12 protein-coding genes are annotated in these 15,922 nt (G+C 59.3%); 7 read left to right on the plus strand and 5 right to left on the minus strand.

Annotated elements, in window-relative coordinates; all coding sequences use genetic code 11:
- Positions 1–325: 325 nt before the first annotated feature.
- The gene (gene lldD, locus IE091_RS16915; protein WP_189464192.1) at positions 326–1,486 is read right to left on the minus strand and encodes an FMN-dependent L-lactate dehydrogenase LldD; all 1,161 of its coding nucleotides are present in this window, start codon (positions 1,484–1,486) and stop codon (positions 326–328) included.
- Positions 1,487–1,809: 323 nt separating this feature from the next.
- On the opposite strand from lldD, the gene IE091_RS16920 reads away from it, so the two are divergent.
- The 3 genes from IE091_RS16920 to IE091_RS16930 are packed head-to-tail and all read left to right on the plus strand — an operon-like array spanning position 1,810 to position 5,859.
- Complete coding sequence (locus IE091_RS16920; protein ID WP_189464193.1) at positions 1,810–2,580, plus strand: GntR family transcriptional regulator; 771 nt, start codon at positions 1,810–1,812, stop codon at positions 2,578–2,580.
- A complete protein-coding gene (locus IE091_RS16925; protein WP_189464194.1) occupies positions 2,577–4,484 on the plus strand; it encodes a sensor histidine kinase in 1,908 nt (635 codons plus the stop codon). The genes IE091_RS16920 and IE091_RS16925 overlap by 4 nt, the downstream gene beginning before the upstream one ends.
- The gene (locus IE091_RS16930) at positions 4,477–5,859 is read left to right on the plus strand and encodes a sigma-54-dependent transcriptional regulator (RefSeq protein ID WP_039183597.1); all 1,383 of its coding nucleotides are present in this window, start codon (positions 4,477–4,479) and stop codon (positions 5,857–5,859) included. Before IE091_RS16925 ends, IE091_RS16930 begins: the two co-directional genes overlap by 8 nt.
- Here the strand turns inward: IE091_RS16930 and IE091_RS16935 are convergent.
- From IE091_RS16935 to IE091_RS16945, 3 genes are all read right to left on the minus strand, one after another.
- Positions 5,835–6,506, minus strand: coding sequence for a metal-dependent hydrolase (locus tag IE091_RS16935; RefSeq protein ID WP_096921700.1), 672 nt, complete (start codon positions 6,504–6,506; stop codon positions 5,835–5,837). The genes IE091_RS16930 and IE091_RS16935 overlap by 25 nt on opposite strands.
- 96 nt (positions 6,507–6,602) lie before the next feature.
- Positions 6,603–7,148, minus strand: coding sequence for a gamma carbonic anhydrase family protein (locus IE091_RS16940; RefSeq protein ID WP_189464195.1), 546 nt, complete (start codon positions 7,146–7,148; stop codon positions 6,603–6,605).
- 31 nt (positions 7,149–7,179) lie between these two features.
- The gene (locus IE091_RS16945; protein WP_100731983.1) at positions 7,180–8,520 is read right to left on the minus strand and encodes a sodium-dependent transporter; all 1,341 of its coding nucleotides are present in this window, start codon (positions 8,518–8,520) and stop codon (positions 7,180–7,182) included.
- Positions 8,521–8,697: 177 nt separating this feature from the next.
- On the opposite strand from IE091_RS16945, the gene prlC reads away from it, so the two are divergent.
- The 4 genes from prlC to IE091_RS16965 all read left to right on the plus strand — a co-directional run bounded on the left by prlC (position 8,698) and on the right by IE091_RS16965 (position 14,647).
- Entirely contained in the window at positions 8,698–10,746 is a 2,049-nt protein-coding gene (gene prlC / locus IE091_RS16950; RefSeq protein WP_189464196.1) for an oligopeptidase A, read from the plus strand.
- A 54-nt stretch (positions 10,747–10,800) separates the two neighbouring features.
- On the plus strand, positions 10,801–11,049 hold the full coding sequence (locus IE091_RS16955; protein WP_096921702.1) for a YheV family putative zinc ribbon protein: 249 nt from the start codon (positions 10,801–10,803) through the stop codon (positions 11,047–11,049).
- Between the two features lie 278 nt (positions 11,050–11,327).
- On the plus strand, positions 11,328–12,320 hold the full coding sequence (locus IE091_RS16960; RefSeq protein ID WP_189464197.1) for a TAXI family TRAP transporter solute-binding subunit: 993 nt from the start codon (positions 11,328–11,330) through the stop codon (positions 12,318–12,320).
- Between the two features lie 125 nt (positions 12,321–12,445).
- Positions 12,446–14,647 (plus strand): TRAP transporter permease, encoded by a 2,202-nt coding sequence (locus tag IE091_RS16965; RefSeq protein WP_189464198.1) that lies wholly within the window; start codon positions 12,446–12,448, stop codon positions 14,645–14,647.
- A gap of 46 nt (positions 14,648–14,693) precedes the next feature.
- Here the strand turns inward: IE091_RS16965 and IE091_RS16970 are convergent, their stop codons facing one another.
- A complete protein-coding gene (locus IE091_RS16970; RefSeq protein WP_189464199.1) occupies positions 14,694–15,911 on the minus strand; it encodes an SLC13 family permease in 1,218 nt (405 codons plus the stop codon).
- Positions 15,912–15,922 lie beyond the last annotated feature (11 nt).

Genomic DNA, 15,922 nt, shown 5'->3' on the forward strand with positions numbered 1-15,922 from the left:
ATCATTTCGCTGTGACTGGTTCGGTGACCTGAACCGTGTTGCCTCAGCGAGGAAGGCGTATTCTACGCATTCCGTGGTGTTTGTCAAGGGCTGTTTTCAGCGAGTAAAGCAAACGATCAATCTAACCAACAGATGACGCTAACTTCCTGACAAACCGAAGGTTTTTCAACCTTCTTCACCGCTGGTAACGCTTGGCGTCCCCGGCAGCGGATGCGTACTTTACGGATTCGCTGCCGGGTTGGCAAGGGCTTTTGTAAAATAATTTCACAGCCTTGCAGCACTGTATCTATTAGCGCCCTGACGGCGCAGGCCGCGCTGTCCACAGCTACTCTTGCGGCAGCACCCGCAGAGCATTCGACACCAGCGACTCAGGCCCGAGATCTGCAATGGTACGCGCCCCGGTCAACGTCATGGCAACGCGCATCTCTTTTTCAAATAGCTCGAGCAGGTGGGTCACGCCAGCCTCTCCCGCTGTCGCCAGCGCATAGATGAATGCCCGACCAATAAGCACTGTATCCGCCCCCATGGCAATCATCCTGACGACATCCAGGCCACTGCGTACCCCAGAGTCTGCCAAAATCGCCAAGTCTCCTTTGACCGCATCCGCGATAGCAGGCAGGGCACGCGCCGTGGACGGCACGCCGTCCAGCTGACGACCGCCATGGTTGGATACCACGATACCGTCTGCGCCAAATCGCACCGCATCCCGCGCATCCTCCGCATCAAGAATGCCCTTGATGATCATGGGCCCATCCCACTGCTCTCGAATCCACTCAAGATCCTTCCAGGAGATAGAAGGATCGAAGTTGTTGCCCAGCCAGGCAATGTAATCCTCGAGTTCGGTTGGCTTACCGCGATAGTCGGACACATTCCCCAAGTCATGCGGACGACCATTGACACCCACGTCCCAGGCCCACAAGGGATGCAACGCCGCTTGCAGAATACGCCGTGTCGGGCCGTGCCTGCCGCTCATGCCGGAGTGAGCATCACGATAACGCGCTCCGGGCACTGGCATATCCACGGTAAAGACGAGCGTCTTTACGCCAGCCTCCTTGGCGCGATCCAGCACATGCTTCATGAACCCACGGTCTTTCAGGACGTAGAGCTGAAACCAGATGGGCCGGTCGACCGCTGCCGCCACTTCGGCAATCGGACAAACCGACACAGTCGACAAGGTAAAGGGCACGCCTTTTTTGCTGGCCGCTCGGGCAGCCTGCACTTCACCCCGCCGCGCATACATACCTGCCAGCCCTACCGGCGCCAGCGCCAGCGGCATGGCAAGCTTTTCACCAAACAGCTCGGTTTCCAGAGAAAGCGAGGACATGTCCTTCAGCACCCGCTGACGTAGCGCAACATCACGCAGGTCATCCACGTTGCGACGCAGAGTGTGCTCTGCGTACGACCCTCCATCCGCATAATGAAAAAGGAAAGGTGGAAGGCGACGCTTGGCAGCCTGGCGATAGTCCGTGGAGGCAGAAATGATCATGAAGCACCCTGTGGAGAAATTGCGCTGTTATTGTTACGTCAGCAAAAAAGCCATGCTTACATGCACTTGCGTACCTACGACTCTTTGGCATGCCAGCACTTTAGCCAGAATATAAATTGGTTTTACCAATTTACAAAAAAACAGAAACAACATTAGAGAGGCCTGTCTATCGTGTCAAACATAAAACATGAATCACGGCCTCAACGCCCACCATACTTTAGTTCAAAGAGCCAATTTCCGACGAGATTGATGTACTACCTACGCTTGAGCAGAACACTTAATTTGCTTATTCTTGGTCTTACCAATTATTGGAGCTACTGTTCATGTCTTACCCGCCGCTCCGCCAGCAGCGCCTTGCCGATGTGATTACCGAACGCCTTGAAGGCATGATTCTGGAAGGAAGCCTGAAACCCGGGCAGCGCTTGCCCCCTGAAAGAGAACTGGCTGAGCGTTTTGGCGTATCCCGCCCCTCCTTGCGAGAAGCCATTCAGAAATTGGCTGCCCGCGGGTTACTGAGCAGTCGCCAAGGCGGCGGCACCTTCGTCAACGAGACGCTCAACAGCGGCTATACCGACCCCTTGCTGGAAATGCTTTCCCGCCACAAGGAGTTTCACCTGGATCTGCTGGAGTTTCGCGATGCCATGGAGGGCATATCGGCCTACTATGCTGCACTGCGCTCGACACCCGCCGACAAAGCCGTGCTGATACAGCGCTTCGAGGAGTTGGACGGCGGTTTCGTCGGCGCCGACCCTGCACAGGAAGCCAAGCTGGACGCCGCGTTTCATTTGGCGATTGCCGAAGCAGCGCACAATGTCCTGCTCTTGCACACCATTCGCGGTATCTTCCATCTCCTGGAGCAGAGTATCGTGGATAATCTGGCGCACCTGTTTGCCAAGCCAGACTCCCGCTCACAGTTGATGAAGCAGCACCGAGCGCTTCTCAATGCCATCCTGGATGGCCGCGCAGAAGATGCCCGAGCCCGCGCTCATGAACATCTGGTGTATGTGGAAGAGGGGTTACTCGAAATGGCCCGCGCGGAAACCCGCGCTCAGCGCGCATTACGCCGTGCCCAAGGCACGCGCACCTCCGCATGAGCTCATCCGGCCCACGCTGGCGGCTTGCCTGGCTGCTGATCCTGCCGATGGGGCTTGCGCTCTGCATGTGGCAAGCCGCACAGCTGGCGCGAGAGCAAGCGCTTGGCAATTTGCGTGACGACGCTGAAAACGAACTGCGCCTATCGGCAGCCAACTTGACGGGCTACCTGTCCCGTTATGATTACCTGCCCCAAATGCTCTCTACCCGAGAAGGCATCCAGCGTTTCCTGGCTGCGCACGAAGGTCAGGACCCCATGTCGCTGAACCTGCTGCTGGACCGCTTTCGCTTTACGGCAGGTGTGTCGGACGTTTATCTGCTGGATCGCGACGCCTACACCATTGCGGCCAGCAACTGGCATCGCCCCAATACTTTCATTGGCCATAACTACGCCTTCCGCAGTTATTACACCGATGCCATTGCCGGTGGGCAGGGGCGTTTTTACGGTCTGGGTACGCAGTCGCTGGAGCGGGGATACTTCTTTTCTGCCCCCGTATGGCTGGACGATACGTCACCCGACGCTACACCGGATGGTGTGCTGGTCATCAAAGTGCTGCTCGATGAGGTCGAAGAGAGCTGGGCACAGCAAGATGCGGAGCTGTTTGTCACGGACAGCGACTCGATCATTTTCATGGCCAGCCAACCCGAGCTGCGCATGAATGCGCTTTACCCCCTCAACGAAGCGCAGCGCGAAAGCCTTCGCGCAACGCGTCGCTATGCCATCGAGCCGCTCGACCCCTCCGGCATCGAGGTAGAGGCCCCCTATGGCCCCGACAGCTACCTTGTCAGCTTTGCCCATGGCCCGCTGCAGGGAGAGCGCTACCTCAGCTTGACGAGACCGCTACCGGAATTTGGCTGGCAGATGCATATTCTCAAGCCATTGAACTCGGTGATCAGCGCCCAATGGGTGGCCGCCTTGATGGCAGGAGGCCTCTATGGCGTCGTTGCACTGGGCGCGGGCATCGGCTGGCAACGTTTACGGCTACGCCGAGAGCGGGAAGCCTTTGCCGAACGTGAACGACAGACTCTGGCGCGCGCGCGCGATGAGCTGGAAGCCAGCGTGGAGCGTCGAACACGCGATCTGGTGGCCAGCAATCAACGCCTTTCCGATGAAATCGAAGAGCGCCGCCGGGCAGAAGCCAATCTTCAGCAAACCCAGAACGAGTTGATACAAGCCGCCAAGCTGGCCGTATTGGGCCAGCTGGCGGCAGGCATCAATCATGAGCTCAATCAGCCGCTGGCCGCCATCCGCGCCTATGCTGAAAATGCGCGCCGCTTCATCGAATTGACGCGCATCGAGAAAGCCGATGCCAATTTGGCGCAAATCGTCGAGCTGACCCAGCGCATGGCCGACATCAGTGCTCAGCTACGGCAATTTTCTCGCAAGAGCAGCGAACGGCACGAAACCATCTCTGTTCAGGCCTGCATCGAATACGCCCTCCGGCTGTTTCATAGCCGCCTGCGCGATGGCAATATCCAGGTCACGCCGCAGTGGCCGTCCGAGACTCTATGGGTAGAGGGAGATCTGGTACGCCTGGAACAGGTCATCGTCAACTTGATTGGCAATGCCATTCAGGCAATGAAAGACGCCGCCCAGCCCACACTCACACTGCAGGCCGAGGCCACGCCCCATCACGTGCATATCCATGTCATCGACAATGGCCCCGGCATCGCCGAACAACATGTCTCGCGAATCTTCGAGCCCTTTTTCACCACCAAGGCACCAGGCAGCGGCCTGGGGCTAGGACTTTCCATCTCATCGCGTATCATGGAAGACTTGGGCGGCAAGCTGCAGGCCAGCAACCGAGCCGAGGGAGGCGCGTGCTTCACGATCTCCTTGCCGCGCACGCGTGTGCCGCCCCCCAGCGAGCTGCAGAGAGTAACGGAGAACAATAACCATGCATGAACCGTCGACACTGCCGGTCATGGTGATCGACGACGAGCCACACCTGCGTATCACCGCGAGCCAGACCCTGGAGCTGGCCGGCTACACCCCCTACTGCTTCGAATCCGCAGAGCAAGCGTTGGCAGCGTTGCCCGACGACTTTCCAGGCGTCATCGTCAGCGATATCCGCATGCCTGGCATGGATGGCATGGCCCTGTTGCATGAACTACACCATCGCGATGCCACCCTGCCGATCATTCTGATCACCGGCCATGGCGACATCTCGACGGCGGTAGAAGCGATGCGCGCCGGTGCATGGGATTTTCTGGAAAAGCCTTTTGCGGGCGATCAACTGCTGGACGTCGTCAGACGCGGCATCGAAAAGCGCCAGCTGAGCCTGGAAAACCTGCGCCTGAAAGCCGAACTCGAAGTCCAGCACGCAGCACTCGGGCCTCGCCTGGTCGGCCGCACGCCAATCATTTCGCGCTTGGCAGCCATGATCCAGCGCATCAGCCAGGTAGAGGCCGATGTCTTGCTGTTTGGCGAAACTGGAACGGGGAAAGATCTGGTGGCTCGTGCGATCCATGAACGCAGTGCCCGCCGCAATAATCCGTTCATGGCCATCAACTGCGGCGCCGTGCCGGAAAACACCATCGAATCAGAGCTGTTTGGTCACGAGAAAGGCGCTTTCACGGGGGCCGTGGAGCGGCGTATCGGCAAGTTCGAACATGCCAACGGCGGCACGGTGTTTCTGGACGAGATCGAGTCCATGCCCATGGCGCTGCAGGTCAAACTGCTGCGCGTACTGCAGGAACGCAGCGTCGAACGCCTGGGGGCCAACGAAGCCGTGCCGCTCGATATTCGCGTCATTGCCGCCACCAAAGTGGATCTCAAGGTGGCCGCCGACGACGGGCTGTTTCGCGAAGACCTCTACTACCGCCTCAATGTGGTCACTCTGCCCCTGCCCGCCCTGCGCGAACGGCGAGAAGACATCCCGCTCCTTTTTCAACACTTTGCCGTGGTCGCCGCCAACCGTAGCGGGCTGGAAGCGCCGACGCTGGACAGCCCGGCCATTGCCGCCCTGCTGGCCCACGACTGGCCAGGCAACGTGCGCGAGCTGCGCAACTTGGCAGAACGTTACGTTTTGCTGGGTGCGGCTTTCGACTATCGTCTGGACGCCTTGCTGGAGGGCGTCGCCGCAGATACCCATGAACCATCGCTACCGCGCCAGGTAGAACTGTTCGAAAAGAGCCTCATCAGCCAGTCACTGGCGCGCCACCATGGCCGCGTAACGGAGGTGTGTCGCCACTTGGGCATCCCGCGCAAGACGTTCTACGACAAACTCAAAAAACACGGTTTGAGTGCTGACGATTATCGCCACAGCAGTGATCCCTGATGCATCAACTCCAGCAGCACTCCCCAGGGCGGCACCCAGGGTATCAACACCAGCATGGCAATGAGCATCAATAGATTGGAGAGAGGGCGCCGGCTGTCACCCAGCTTGAGCGCCGTACCAAACGAGCGCTTCAGCCGCGCCCCCTCCAGATCGACACTGAACAGCTCATCCAGCCCCAAGTGGATGATGAAACCTATCAGTACTGCCGCCCCGTGCGACCAGGCCAACCAGGCGGGTTGCTCCAGCAGATGAAAGCTGAGCGCCGCCGTCGCCAAGGCGCACAGCCCTGCCGCCATCAGCGAATGCCAGATACCTCGGTGAACGGTCAATCTGGAGAAAAGAATCGCGGCCAGGTAGCGCACTGAGAAATAGATACCGCCACAAGCCACCAGCAGCAGTCCAGGCGTCAACCAAGGCTGCAGCATCAACACCCCCAATACCAGGGTAGGCACCGACAACAGGTTGAAAATCAGACGGATAGAGCGAGAGCGGTCTGCGTCTATGTCGGGCAGGATGCCGCCGAAGGCAACCAGCGCAATGATCAGCAAGGATTGCGACGCGGGCCACCACTGCGCCTGCCAGCCCATATAGGCCATGAGTGTGCCGCCTGCGGCGGCCACCGTGATGTGCGTGCGAAAGTTGGCCATGTCGTGGCACTCTGAAAAACTGGATAAATTACCAGATTATCGAAGACTACAACACGGCCTGATATAAAAAAAGCTGCCGTTTACCAAAGGTTTAGGCTAACCACTTTGCTGTGCTAGAAACTCGTCCTTCAATTTGACGTAGTTGCCTGCCGTATAGGGGAAAAAGGCCCGCTCTTGCTCTTTCAAAGGCCGCAACGGCTTGGCAGGATTGCCCGCATATACATGGCCACTTTCCAGCCGTTTGCCCGGTGTCACCACCGCTCCCGCCGCAATAATCACCTCGTCCTCCACCACCGCGCCATCCATGACGATGGCGCCCATGCCCACCAGAATGCGGTTACCCAACGTGCAGCCGTGAAGAATGGCCTTGTGACCGATGGTGACATCGTCACCGATTGTCAAAGGAAAGCCCTCCGGGTTGAAATCGCTGGCGTGAGTGATATGCAGCACGCTGCCATCCTGCACGCTGGTGCGCGCCCCGATAGTGATCCTGTGCATATCGCCACGGATCACGCTCATGGGCCATACCGAGCAGTCGTCGCCCAGAGTGACGTTGCCGATCACGACACTGGCCGGGTCGATATAGACACGCTCGCCCAACGTAGGGGAGTGTGCGTGAAACGCGCGTAAGGCATTGCTCATGAAGACTCTCCTGTTAGTGACACAAGAACCACTATAGCAATCCACCCAGCAGGACGATGAAGGTCAGCGGAATGGAGACCCAACGGACCAGACGTTGCCAAAGCAGGAAGCCTCGCTCACCCACGCCCAGGGTGCGCATCACCAAGGGCTGTGGCATTACCCAGGCCGCGAAGATGGCAATCAACAATCCCCCCATGGGCAGGAAGATGTCCGGAGGGATACTGCTGACCAGCTCGAACACGTTGCGCCCAAACAGCGGTCTAAACTCCGCCAGGTGAGAAAAGGAAAAGGCCGACAGCAGCCCCAGCAGCCAGACACTGATCGCCACGACGGCCGTGGAAACGCTGCGCCGCCAGCCAAGGCCCTGCAGCGTGGCCACCATGGGCTCCGCCAGATTGATGGCTGACGTCCACGTCGCCAGCAGCAGCAGCAAAAAGAACACGCTCAGCCACAGGGAGCCCCAGGGCAACTCAGAGAAGGCAATGGGTAGGGTCACGAACATCAACCCCGGCCCGTCCGCCGGGTCCATCCCTTGGGCAAACACTACCGAAAAGATCGCAATACCCGCCAGCAGCGCCACGCTGATATCCAGCACGGCTACCGCACAAGCGGCTTTCGGCAGGCTCTGTTCATCCGGCATATAGGCCCCGTAGGCCATCAACGCACACGCCCCTACGGCCAGGGTGAAAAAAGCGTGTCCCATGGCATGCAGCACCACCGACGCGGTGACGTTTTCGAAAGACGGCATGAACAGCCAGTGCAGCGCCGCCCCAAAGCCGCTGGTGGTCATGGCGTAGAGGGCTAATAGCACCAACAGGCCATAGAGCACCGGCATCAAGAGATTATTGAGCCGCTCCAGGCCTTTCGCGACGCCAGCCGCCACCACCGTCATGGTCATGAACAGGAACAGTGAATGGTTGAAAATCAGCAAGCCTGGGTTGGCCAGAAAGGCGTCAAAGCCAGCGCCGATCTCGGCGGCACTGGCCCCGTCAAAGTTGCCATTGATGGAGGCCACCAGAAACTCGATCGACCAGCCAGACACCACGGAATAAAACGACAGAATGCAAAACACCGTCAGCGCGCCGAACAGCCCCAGCCAGCGCCAGTGGGGCGAGGCACCCGCCTGTGTGGCCAGTACGCCCAGTGACTGCATGGGACCTCGACGGCCAGCGCGGCCAATGAGAATTTCCGCCATCATCACGGGCAGGCCCAGCAACAGGACAAACGCCACGTAAATCAGCAAGAAGGCCGCCCCGCCGTTTTCCCCGGCCACATAGGGAAACCGCCAAATATTGCCAAGCCCTACCGCGGCACCGGTCACCGCGAGAATAAAGGCACGCTTCGACCCCCAACGCTCCAGCGTTTCACTCATCTTCTGCTCCTGCCTTGGTGGCACTCGATTCGACGTATCAAAAGGCGGCAAGACTAGCAGGCGCATGCCTCCAGGCCAATGCCGCCATTGAAACTGACCTTGGCTGCCCGCACTGTGTCATTATCCACGGACGCTTTACGCGCCCGCATGAACCAACCTGCCGCCATAGAGGTGCCTATGTCCCGCAACCCGTTGCTAGAGAGCCATGAGCTCCCCCCTTTCGCCGACATTCGTGCCGAACACGTGGTGCCCGCGGTAGAACAACTGCTCGATGAGGGTCGCGACGCCATCGAGCGCCTTGCCCAACAAGCCGCTCATCAACCGCCTACCTGGGACAACTTTGCCGCGCCCATGGAAGCCGTGAACGACCGCCTGTCTCAGGCCTGGTCGCCGGTGTTGCACCTCAACAGCACCATGAACAGCCCGGAACTGCGTGACGCCTATCAGGCCTGCTTGGAGAAGCTGTCGGCCTTTGGCACCTGGGTGGGCCAACATGAAGGGCTTTTCAAGGGCTGGCAGGCGCTCAAGGAAGGCTCCGCTTGGCATGACCTGAGCACCGCCCAACGGCGCACCGTTGATAACGCGCTGCGCGACTTCCGCTTGGCGGGCGTGGACCTGCCAGCCGACAAGAAGGCTCGTTACGGCGACATTCAAGCGCGTCTCTCCACGCTATCCAATCAGTTTTCCAACCATGTGCTGGATGCCACACAGGCATGGCACAAGGACATCACTGATCCTACGCTGCTGGCAGGCGTGCCGGAAAGCGCTCTGGAAACGCTGAAAGCACTGGCAGAGGCAAAGGGCGTAGAGGGCTACCGCATCACGCTCGACTTCCCCAGCTTCTTTCCGATCGTCAGCTATGCCGATAACCGCGAACTGCGCGAGGAAGTGTATACCGCCTTTGTGACGCGCGCCTCAAACCAGGGCCCTAAGGCAGGCCAGTTTGATAACGCCCCCATTCTGGAAGAGACGCTGGCCCTGCGCCAGGAGCTGGCCCGCCTGCTCGGCTTCGATACTTACGCCGACTACTCGCTGGTCACCAAGATGGCCGACTCCCCCACCCAGGTACTCGACTTTCTCGAAGACCTGGCCCAGCGTGCCAAGCCGCAAGCCCAGCAGGAGTTTGCCGAGCTCAGCGCCTACGCCCGTGATGAGCTCGGGCTCGACACGCTGCAGCCATGGGATGTCGCCTATGCCAGTGAAAAGCTGCGCGTGGCTCGCCATGACCTCTCCCAGGAGCAGTTACGCCCCTACTTTCCCGCCCCCCATGTGGTCAACGGGCTGTTTCAGGTCATTGAGCGCCTCTACAACGTACAGGTAGCGGAAGATGCCAGCGTGGCCAGCTATCATGACGATGTGCGGTTTTTCAGAATTACCGAGCAAGGCAAGCCGATTGCGGGTTTCTACCTCGACCTTTACGCCCGGGAGGGCAAGCGTGGAGGCGCCTGGATGGCGGACTGCCGAGTACGCCGCCAGACGGAACATGGCCTGCAACTGCCGGTCGCCTTCCTGACCTGTAATTTCACCGCCCCGGTGGGCGGCAAACCTGCCTTGCTGACCCACGACGAAGTCACAACGCTGTTCCACGAGTTCGGCCACGGCTTGCACCACATGCTGACCAAGCAGGACATCGCCGATGTTTCCGGCATCAACGGCGTGGCCTGGGACGCGGTCGAACTGCCTAGCCAGTTCATGGAGAACTACTGCTGGGAAAAAGAGGGGCTAGCGCTACTGTCCAGACACGTGGATACCGGCGAACCGCTCCCCGATGCACTGTTCGAGCGCCTCCAGGCGGCTAAAAACTTCCAGTCCGCCATGGGCATGTTGCGCCAGATAGAGTTTTCGCTCTTCGACATGCGCCTGCACCATGAATTGGAAGCTCCCAGCGCCGACGACGTACAAGGCCTGCTGGACGACGTACGCCGCCACACCTCAGTGGTTCCCGTGGTGCCCTTCAATCGCTTCCAGAACAGCTTTAGCCACATTTTTGCAGGGGGCTATGCGGCGGGATATTACAGCTACAAGTGGGCCGAAGTGCTCTCTGCCGACGCCTGGAGCGCCTTCGAAGAAGCGGGTATTTTTGACCCTGCCACCGGCCAGCGCTTCAAGGAAGAGATCCTTGAACAGGGCGGCGCCCGCGATGCTGCCGAGCTGTTCGTCGCGTTTCGTGGTCGCGAGCCCAGTGTGGCACCGTTGCTGCGCCACAGCGGTATTCGTGCCGCCTGATCCACCCTTTATCTCTGCGCGGCAGCCCTGCTGCCGCGTATCGGGAGTCTTGTCATGTCGAGTATCAAACGCTTTATTGCCGGGGTCACATGCCCACGCTGCGCTGCCATGGATCGTATTCGTGCCTGGGAACAGAATGGCATTCGCTACCGTGAATGCGTCAGCTGTGATTTCTTCGAACAGCTGCCGATCGAGGATGACACATCGCCGGAGCTGGTGACTCGGGTCAATCAGGTACGCGACGAGCAAAAAGTACAGGATGTACAGCCGGTGCGTATTCTGGATCCCGGCAAACCAAAGTAGCGACGCAGAGATGTCGCTACGAGAGAGATCGTTCTCACCATCAAAAGTGTGCGAAAAACCGCACACTCATTTTTCGCTTTCGTGCGTAAAGCCAGCCATAACGCATCGAGCGACTTTCAACCAAAGTTGAATAAGATTTCTATAAGCGATTGTATTCCAATAAAAACTCAGCTATTGGCATGACAATCGCTCTATATAAGCTGCTTATTAGAACAAGCACTGGCCACACTCTCGATATGCCAGACGATAATCCCAATAACAGCTTAGGAAATCTCGCCATGCGTAATATGATGCCCAAGTCTCTTGCCCTGCTGGCTGGCGGCGCGCTGGTCGCTGCGACCACCGCCCATGCGGAAGTTGATCGTGACGGCTGGCCCTCCAGCTTTACCGTAGGTACTGCCAGCCAGGGCGGCACCTTCTACATCTACGGTTCTGGCTGGGCTAACCTGATTGCCGACCAGTTGGGTGGCATTACCGGCGGTGGTGAAGTCACCGGTGGACCGACTCAGAACCTGGCACTGGTTCACGCGGGTGAGCTGGCCTTCGGCCTGACCACACTGGGCCCCGCAGATGACGCCATGAACGGCCGTAGCCCGCTGGCACCGGGTGTGGTCATGGATAACGCCTGTGCCCTGTTCCCGATGTATGAGACGCCATTCTCCATCACCGCGCTGGCCAGCACCGGCATTACCTCCATTTCCGAGATTCCGGACGGCTCGCGCATTGGTTTTGGCCCCGCAGGCTCTACCTCTGACGTTTACTTCCCTGCCATCCTCGAAGAGCTGGGCGTCAATTTCGAGCGCCGTAACGGCGGCTGGTCTGACCTGGGCGGCCAGTTGCAGGATGGACTGCTGGACGTCGTTGCCTTTGCAGCGGGCGTACCGATCCCGGCCGTCAGCCAGCTGGAAGTTCAAACTAACGTCAACATCATCGAGTTCACCGAAGAAGAGCAGGCCAAGATCGTCGACGCCTTCCCGGTCTCTGAATTCATGATTCCGGCCAACACTTACGAAACGCTGGAAGAAGACGCCCGCGCTGTTTCCATGTGGAACTTCGCCATTGCCGGCTGTGACCTGCCTGAAAGCCTGGTGTATGAAGTCACGCGCATCACCATGGAAAACAACGACCGGATGGTGTCTATCCACCGCAGTGCCGAAGAGAGCATTCCCGAGAACGTCAAGTACAACACGGTCATGCCTTACCACCCCGGTGCTGCTCGCTGGTTCAATGAAAACGGCTATGACATTGCCGACGACATGATTCGCCAGTAAGCGCTGACGCACCAGGACAAGAGCCGACTCTTTACAGGGTCGGCTCTTGCCGCTCTGGCCATGAATAAGCACTTCCTGAATTACCCAAGCACCTTCGCTGACGATCCATCCCAAGGGTAACCTCCATGAGCAACAACACCGGCAGCCCCAACCCGGCTGCACCCGCTAGCGACCCCGTTGAGCAACAGGACGCCAAGGCCATACTCGCCGAAGGTGTCGACGAAGAGGTCGTCGAGTCAAACCGTCGTCTGTTTACCGGCTGGCAGTGGATGCTTTTCGCCGGCGTTGCCATCGCCTACTCGCTGTTTCACCTGATTACGCTGAACGCGATTCCCATGGAAACATGGACCTACCGGATCATTCACGTGGCAGGCGCCCTGATCCTTGGCTTTGGTCTGTTCACTGGAGCACGATTTGCCAGCGACGCCAGCGATGAGTCGCCCAAGTGGCTGACACTGCTAGGTGCCGCGCTGCTACTGCCTGCAGGCTACGCGCTGGTACAGGCTTTTCTGATGTGGCAAGCCCTTTCCGGGGGCGCCATGCGTATCGACCCTCACGTGGAAACCTGGCACTTCGGCTACCCGATGCTGCTCGCCACGGTAGGGGCTATCTTGCTGTCCTGGTTCTATCGCCAGGAGCGCTCCAAATTCTCCATGCCTGACCTGGTGCTGATGATCGTCGCACTGGCCAGCGCAGGTTATCTGATCACGGTTTACAATACGCCACTGCGTATGTCCACGGGCACCTCTTTTGCCCCGGTTGGCATTACCTACGCCGCCATGGCCGGTTCGCTGCTGATTCTGGAGCTGACCCGCCGCGTAGCAGGTAATGCACTGGTCATCATTTCTGCCATTTTTCTGGCCTATGTGTTTGGCGGCCCTTACCTGCCTGGCTTCCTGAGCTACCCGGGCCTGTCGGTCAACCGCTTCTTCAGCCAGCTCTACACCGATATCGGGGTGCTCGGGCAAACGACGGCGGTCTCCTCCACTTACATCATTCTGTTCATTATTTTTGCAGCGTTCCTGCAAGCCTCGAAAGTGGGCGACTACTTCGTCAACTTCGCCTTTGCCGCTGCAGGGCGCTCGCGGGGCGGTCCGGCCAAGGTGTCGATTTTCGCTTCTGGCCTGATGGGCATGATCAACGGTACCTCAGCGGGCAACGTGGTCTCCACCGGCTCTCTGACCATCCCGCTGATGAAGAAGGTAGGTTATCCGGGCCGTAGCGCAGGGGCGATCGAAGCCGCTGCCTCGACCGGCGGCCAGATCATGCCGCCGATCATGGGCGCAGGTGCCTTCATCATGGCGGAAATCACCGGCATTCCCTATCGCGAGATTGCCGTTGCCGCGCTGATTCCGGCCGCGCTGTACTTCCTGTCGGTCTATTTCATGGTCGACCTGGAAGCCGCGAAGAAAGGCATGCGCGGTATGCGCAAGGATGAAATCCCGCAGTTCCGCAAACTGGCCCGTCACGCGTACCTGTTTGCGCCGATCATCATCCTGATCTACGCCCTGTTCATGGGGTACTCGGTCATCCGTGCGGGCACTCTGGCCACAGCTGCGGCTGCCGTGGTGAGCTGGATTTCACCCAACAAAATGGGCATTCGTGAAATCCTCAAGGCCCTGCAGCTGGCAGGCACCATGTCGATCCAGATCATTGCCGTGTGTGCCTGTGCAGGCCTGATCGTGGGCGTCATTTCCCTGACCGGCGTGGGCGCACGTTTCTCGTCGCTGCTGCTGGGCATGGCGGGCGTGAGCCAACTGTTGGCTCTGTTCTTCGCCATGTGTATCTCGATTCTGCTGGGGATGGGCATGCCCACCACGGCGGCCTATGCCGTGGCGGCTTCCGTCGTGGCGCCTGGCCTGATCAACATCGGCATTCAGCCGCTGATTGCGCACTTCTTCGTCTTCTACTTCGCCGTCATGTCGGCGATCACCCCGCCCGTGGCACTGGCCTCTTATGCCGCTGCCGGTATTTCTGGCGATAACGCCATGCAAACCTCCATTACCTCGTTCAAGGTAGGGTTGGCGGCCTTTATCGTACCGTTCATGTTCTTCTATAGCCCTGCCATGCTGATGGAAGGCACGCCGCTGCAGATCGTGCGCGTCGCGATTACGGCGTCGATCGGTATCTTCATGCTGTCGGCCACGGTACAAGCATGGTTCTTTGGCTCGATCCAGGTATGGCAACGGCTGGTGCTGATGATCGGCGCGCTGTTCCTGATCTACGGCGGTATCTTCACCGACATTGCCGGACTAGGTATCGGTGTGGCCATGTTCTTGATGCAGCGCAAGCTGCACGGACCGAAACCGGCTCCCACCGCCGCCTGACAAGCCATCAACGCAAAAGGCCGACTCATGAGAGTCGGCCTTTTTGTCAGCGCACGCCTAATGCAAACCACCCAGCCGCTACCAGCATCGATAACAGCGTCACCGGAATACCGGCCTTGGCAAAGGTGAGAAAGCCAAGGTGAACGCCCTGCCTCCTAGCCCCCTCTGCCACGATCAGATTCACCACACTGCCAATCAGCAGCAAATTACCCGCCAACGTCGACATGACCGCCAGCATGACCAGCGTGGCCTCCGGCAGTTGCGGGAACAGCCCCAGTAGCAAGATCACAAAAGGCACGTTACCGATCACGTTGCTGGCCACCAGAGAGATCCCGGCCATGCGCCAAGGGTCATCCGGCACACCTTCCGCCCCCAGCCACTGGTTGACCAACACCCCCGCCTCCGGCAAGGAAGCGACACTGCCGGTGACAATGAAGAGCCCCATGAACAGCAGCAACAGGTTCCAGTCCACCGCCTGCACATATCGGTGGCTGGCGACGTGGCGCGACATCATCAATACCAGCGCTACCGCGAGCGCCGACCATTCGCGAGGCAGCGGGGTCGAGAACAGGACCAGCAGCGCCATGGCTGCCAGCAGCGGTTTATAACGCAGGCTTTCCTGGGACACGCTCAGCGGCATAGGTGCCGCCCCTGGCTCGTTCAACACCCAGCGGTGACGCCACATGGCCCAGATGACGGCGTAGGTGATGCCCAGTGCGGCAACGGCAGGCACCAGCGCCTGCAGGCTGTAGGCCCAAAAATCGAGCCCGCCGACCTGCCCAATGAGAATGTTCTGCGGATTACCGATCAGGCTGGCAGCCGAGCCTGCGTTACACGACAACGCCAGCGCCAATAAATAGGGGCGAGGATCCAGGCCACGAACCAACAGCGCCTGACAGAGCAGCGGCGTCATCGCAAAGGCCACGATGTCATTGACCAGCAGTGCCGACAGCACACCACCCAGCAGCACGACGCCCAGCAACAGGACGCTGGGACGCTCGGCGTGGCGCATGATCAGCGCAGACAAACGCCCGTAGACGCCGGAAAAGCCGAACTGTGCCGATACCAGCATCAGCGCCAGCAGCAGCACCAGGGCACCTACATCGATATGCTGACCAACGTCCGCCAGGCTCACGGTGCCGGTCAGCAGCAGTACACAGGCGGCAGAGAGCGCTATCCAGGCACGGTCCACCTGCAAACCGGGTAGCCGCCCCACGGCCATTCCCACATAGGTCACTGCGAACATGGCAGCTATCAGCCACATCGTTTCCTGCT

Origin of the sequence: Vreelandella hamiltonii, assembly GCF_014651775.1 — a bacterium.
GTDB classification, from domain to species: domain Bacteria; phylum Pseudomonadota; class Gammaproteobacteria; order Pseudomonadales; family Halomonadaceae; genus Vreelandella; species Vreelandella hamiltonii.

Coding starts and splice junctions, on each gene's coding strand:
- lldD (WP_189464192.1), bottom strand. CDS start 1,486: ATGATCATTTCTGCCTCCACGGACTATCGCCAGGCTGCCAAGCGTCGC.
- IE091_RS16920 (WP_189464193.1), top strand. CDS start 1,810: ATGTCTTACCCGCCGCTCCGCCAGCAGCGCCTTGCCGATGTGATTACC.
- IE091_RS16925 (WP_189464194.1), top strand. CDS start 2,577: ATGAGCTCATCCGGCCCACGCTGGCGGCTTGCCTGGCTGCTGATCCTG.
- IE091_RS16930 (WP_039183597.1), top strand. CDS start 4,477: ATGCATGAACCGTCGACACTGCCGGTCATGGTGATCGACGACGAGCCA.
- IE091_RS16935 (WP_096921700.1), bottom strand. CDS start 6,506: ATGGCCAACTTTCGCACGCACATCACGGTGGCCGCCGCAGGCGGCACA.
- IE091_RS16940 (WP_189464195.1), bottom strand. CDS start 7,148: ATGAGCAATGCCTTACGCGCGTTTCACGCACACTCCCCTACGTTGGGC.
- IE091_RS16945 (WP_100731983.1), bottom strand. CDS start 8,520: ATGAGTGAAACGCTGGAGCGTTGGGGGTCGAAGCGTGCCTTTATTCTC.
- prlC (WP_189464196.1), top strand. CDS start 8,698: ATGTCCCGCAACCCGTTGCTAGAGAGCCATGAGCTCCCCCCTTTCGCC.
- IE091_RS16955 (WP_096921702.1), top strand. CDS start 10,801: ATGTCGAGTATCAAACGCTTTATTGCCGGGGTCACATGCCCACGCTGC.
- IE091_RS16960 (WP_189464197.1), top strand. CDS start 11,328: ATGCGTAATATGATGCCCAAGTCTCTTGCCCTGCTGGCTGGCGGCGCG.
- IE091_RS16965 (WP_189464198.1), top strand. CDS start 12,446: ATGAGCAACAACACCGGCAGCCCCAACCCGGCTGCACCCGCTAGCGAC.
- IE091_RS16970 (WP_189464199.1), bottom strand. CDS start 15,911: ATGTGGCTGATAGCTGCCATGTTCGCAGTGACCTATGTGGGAATGGCC.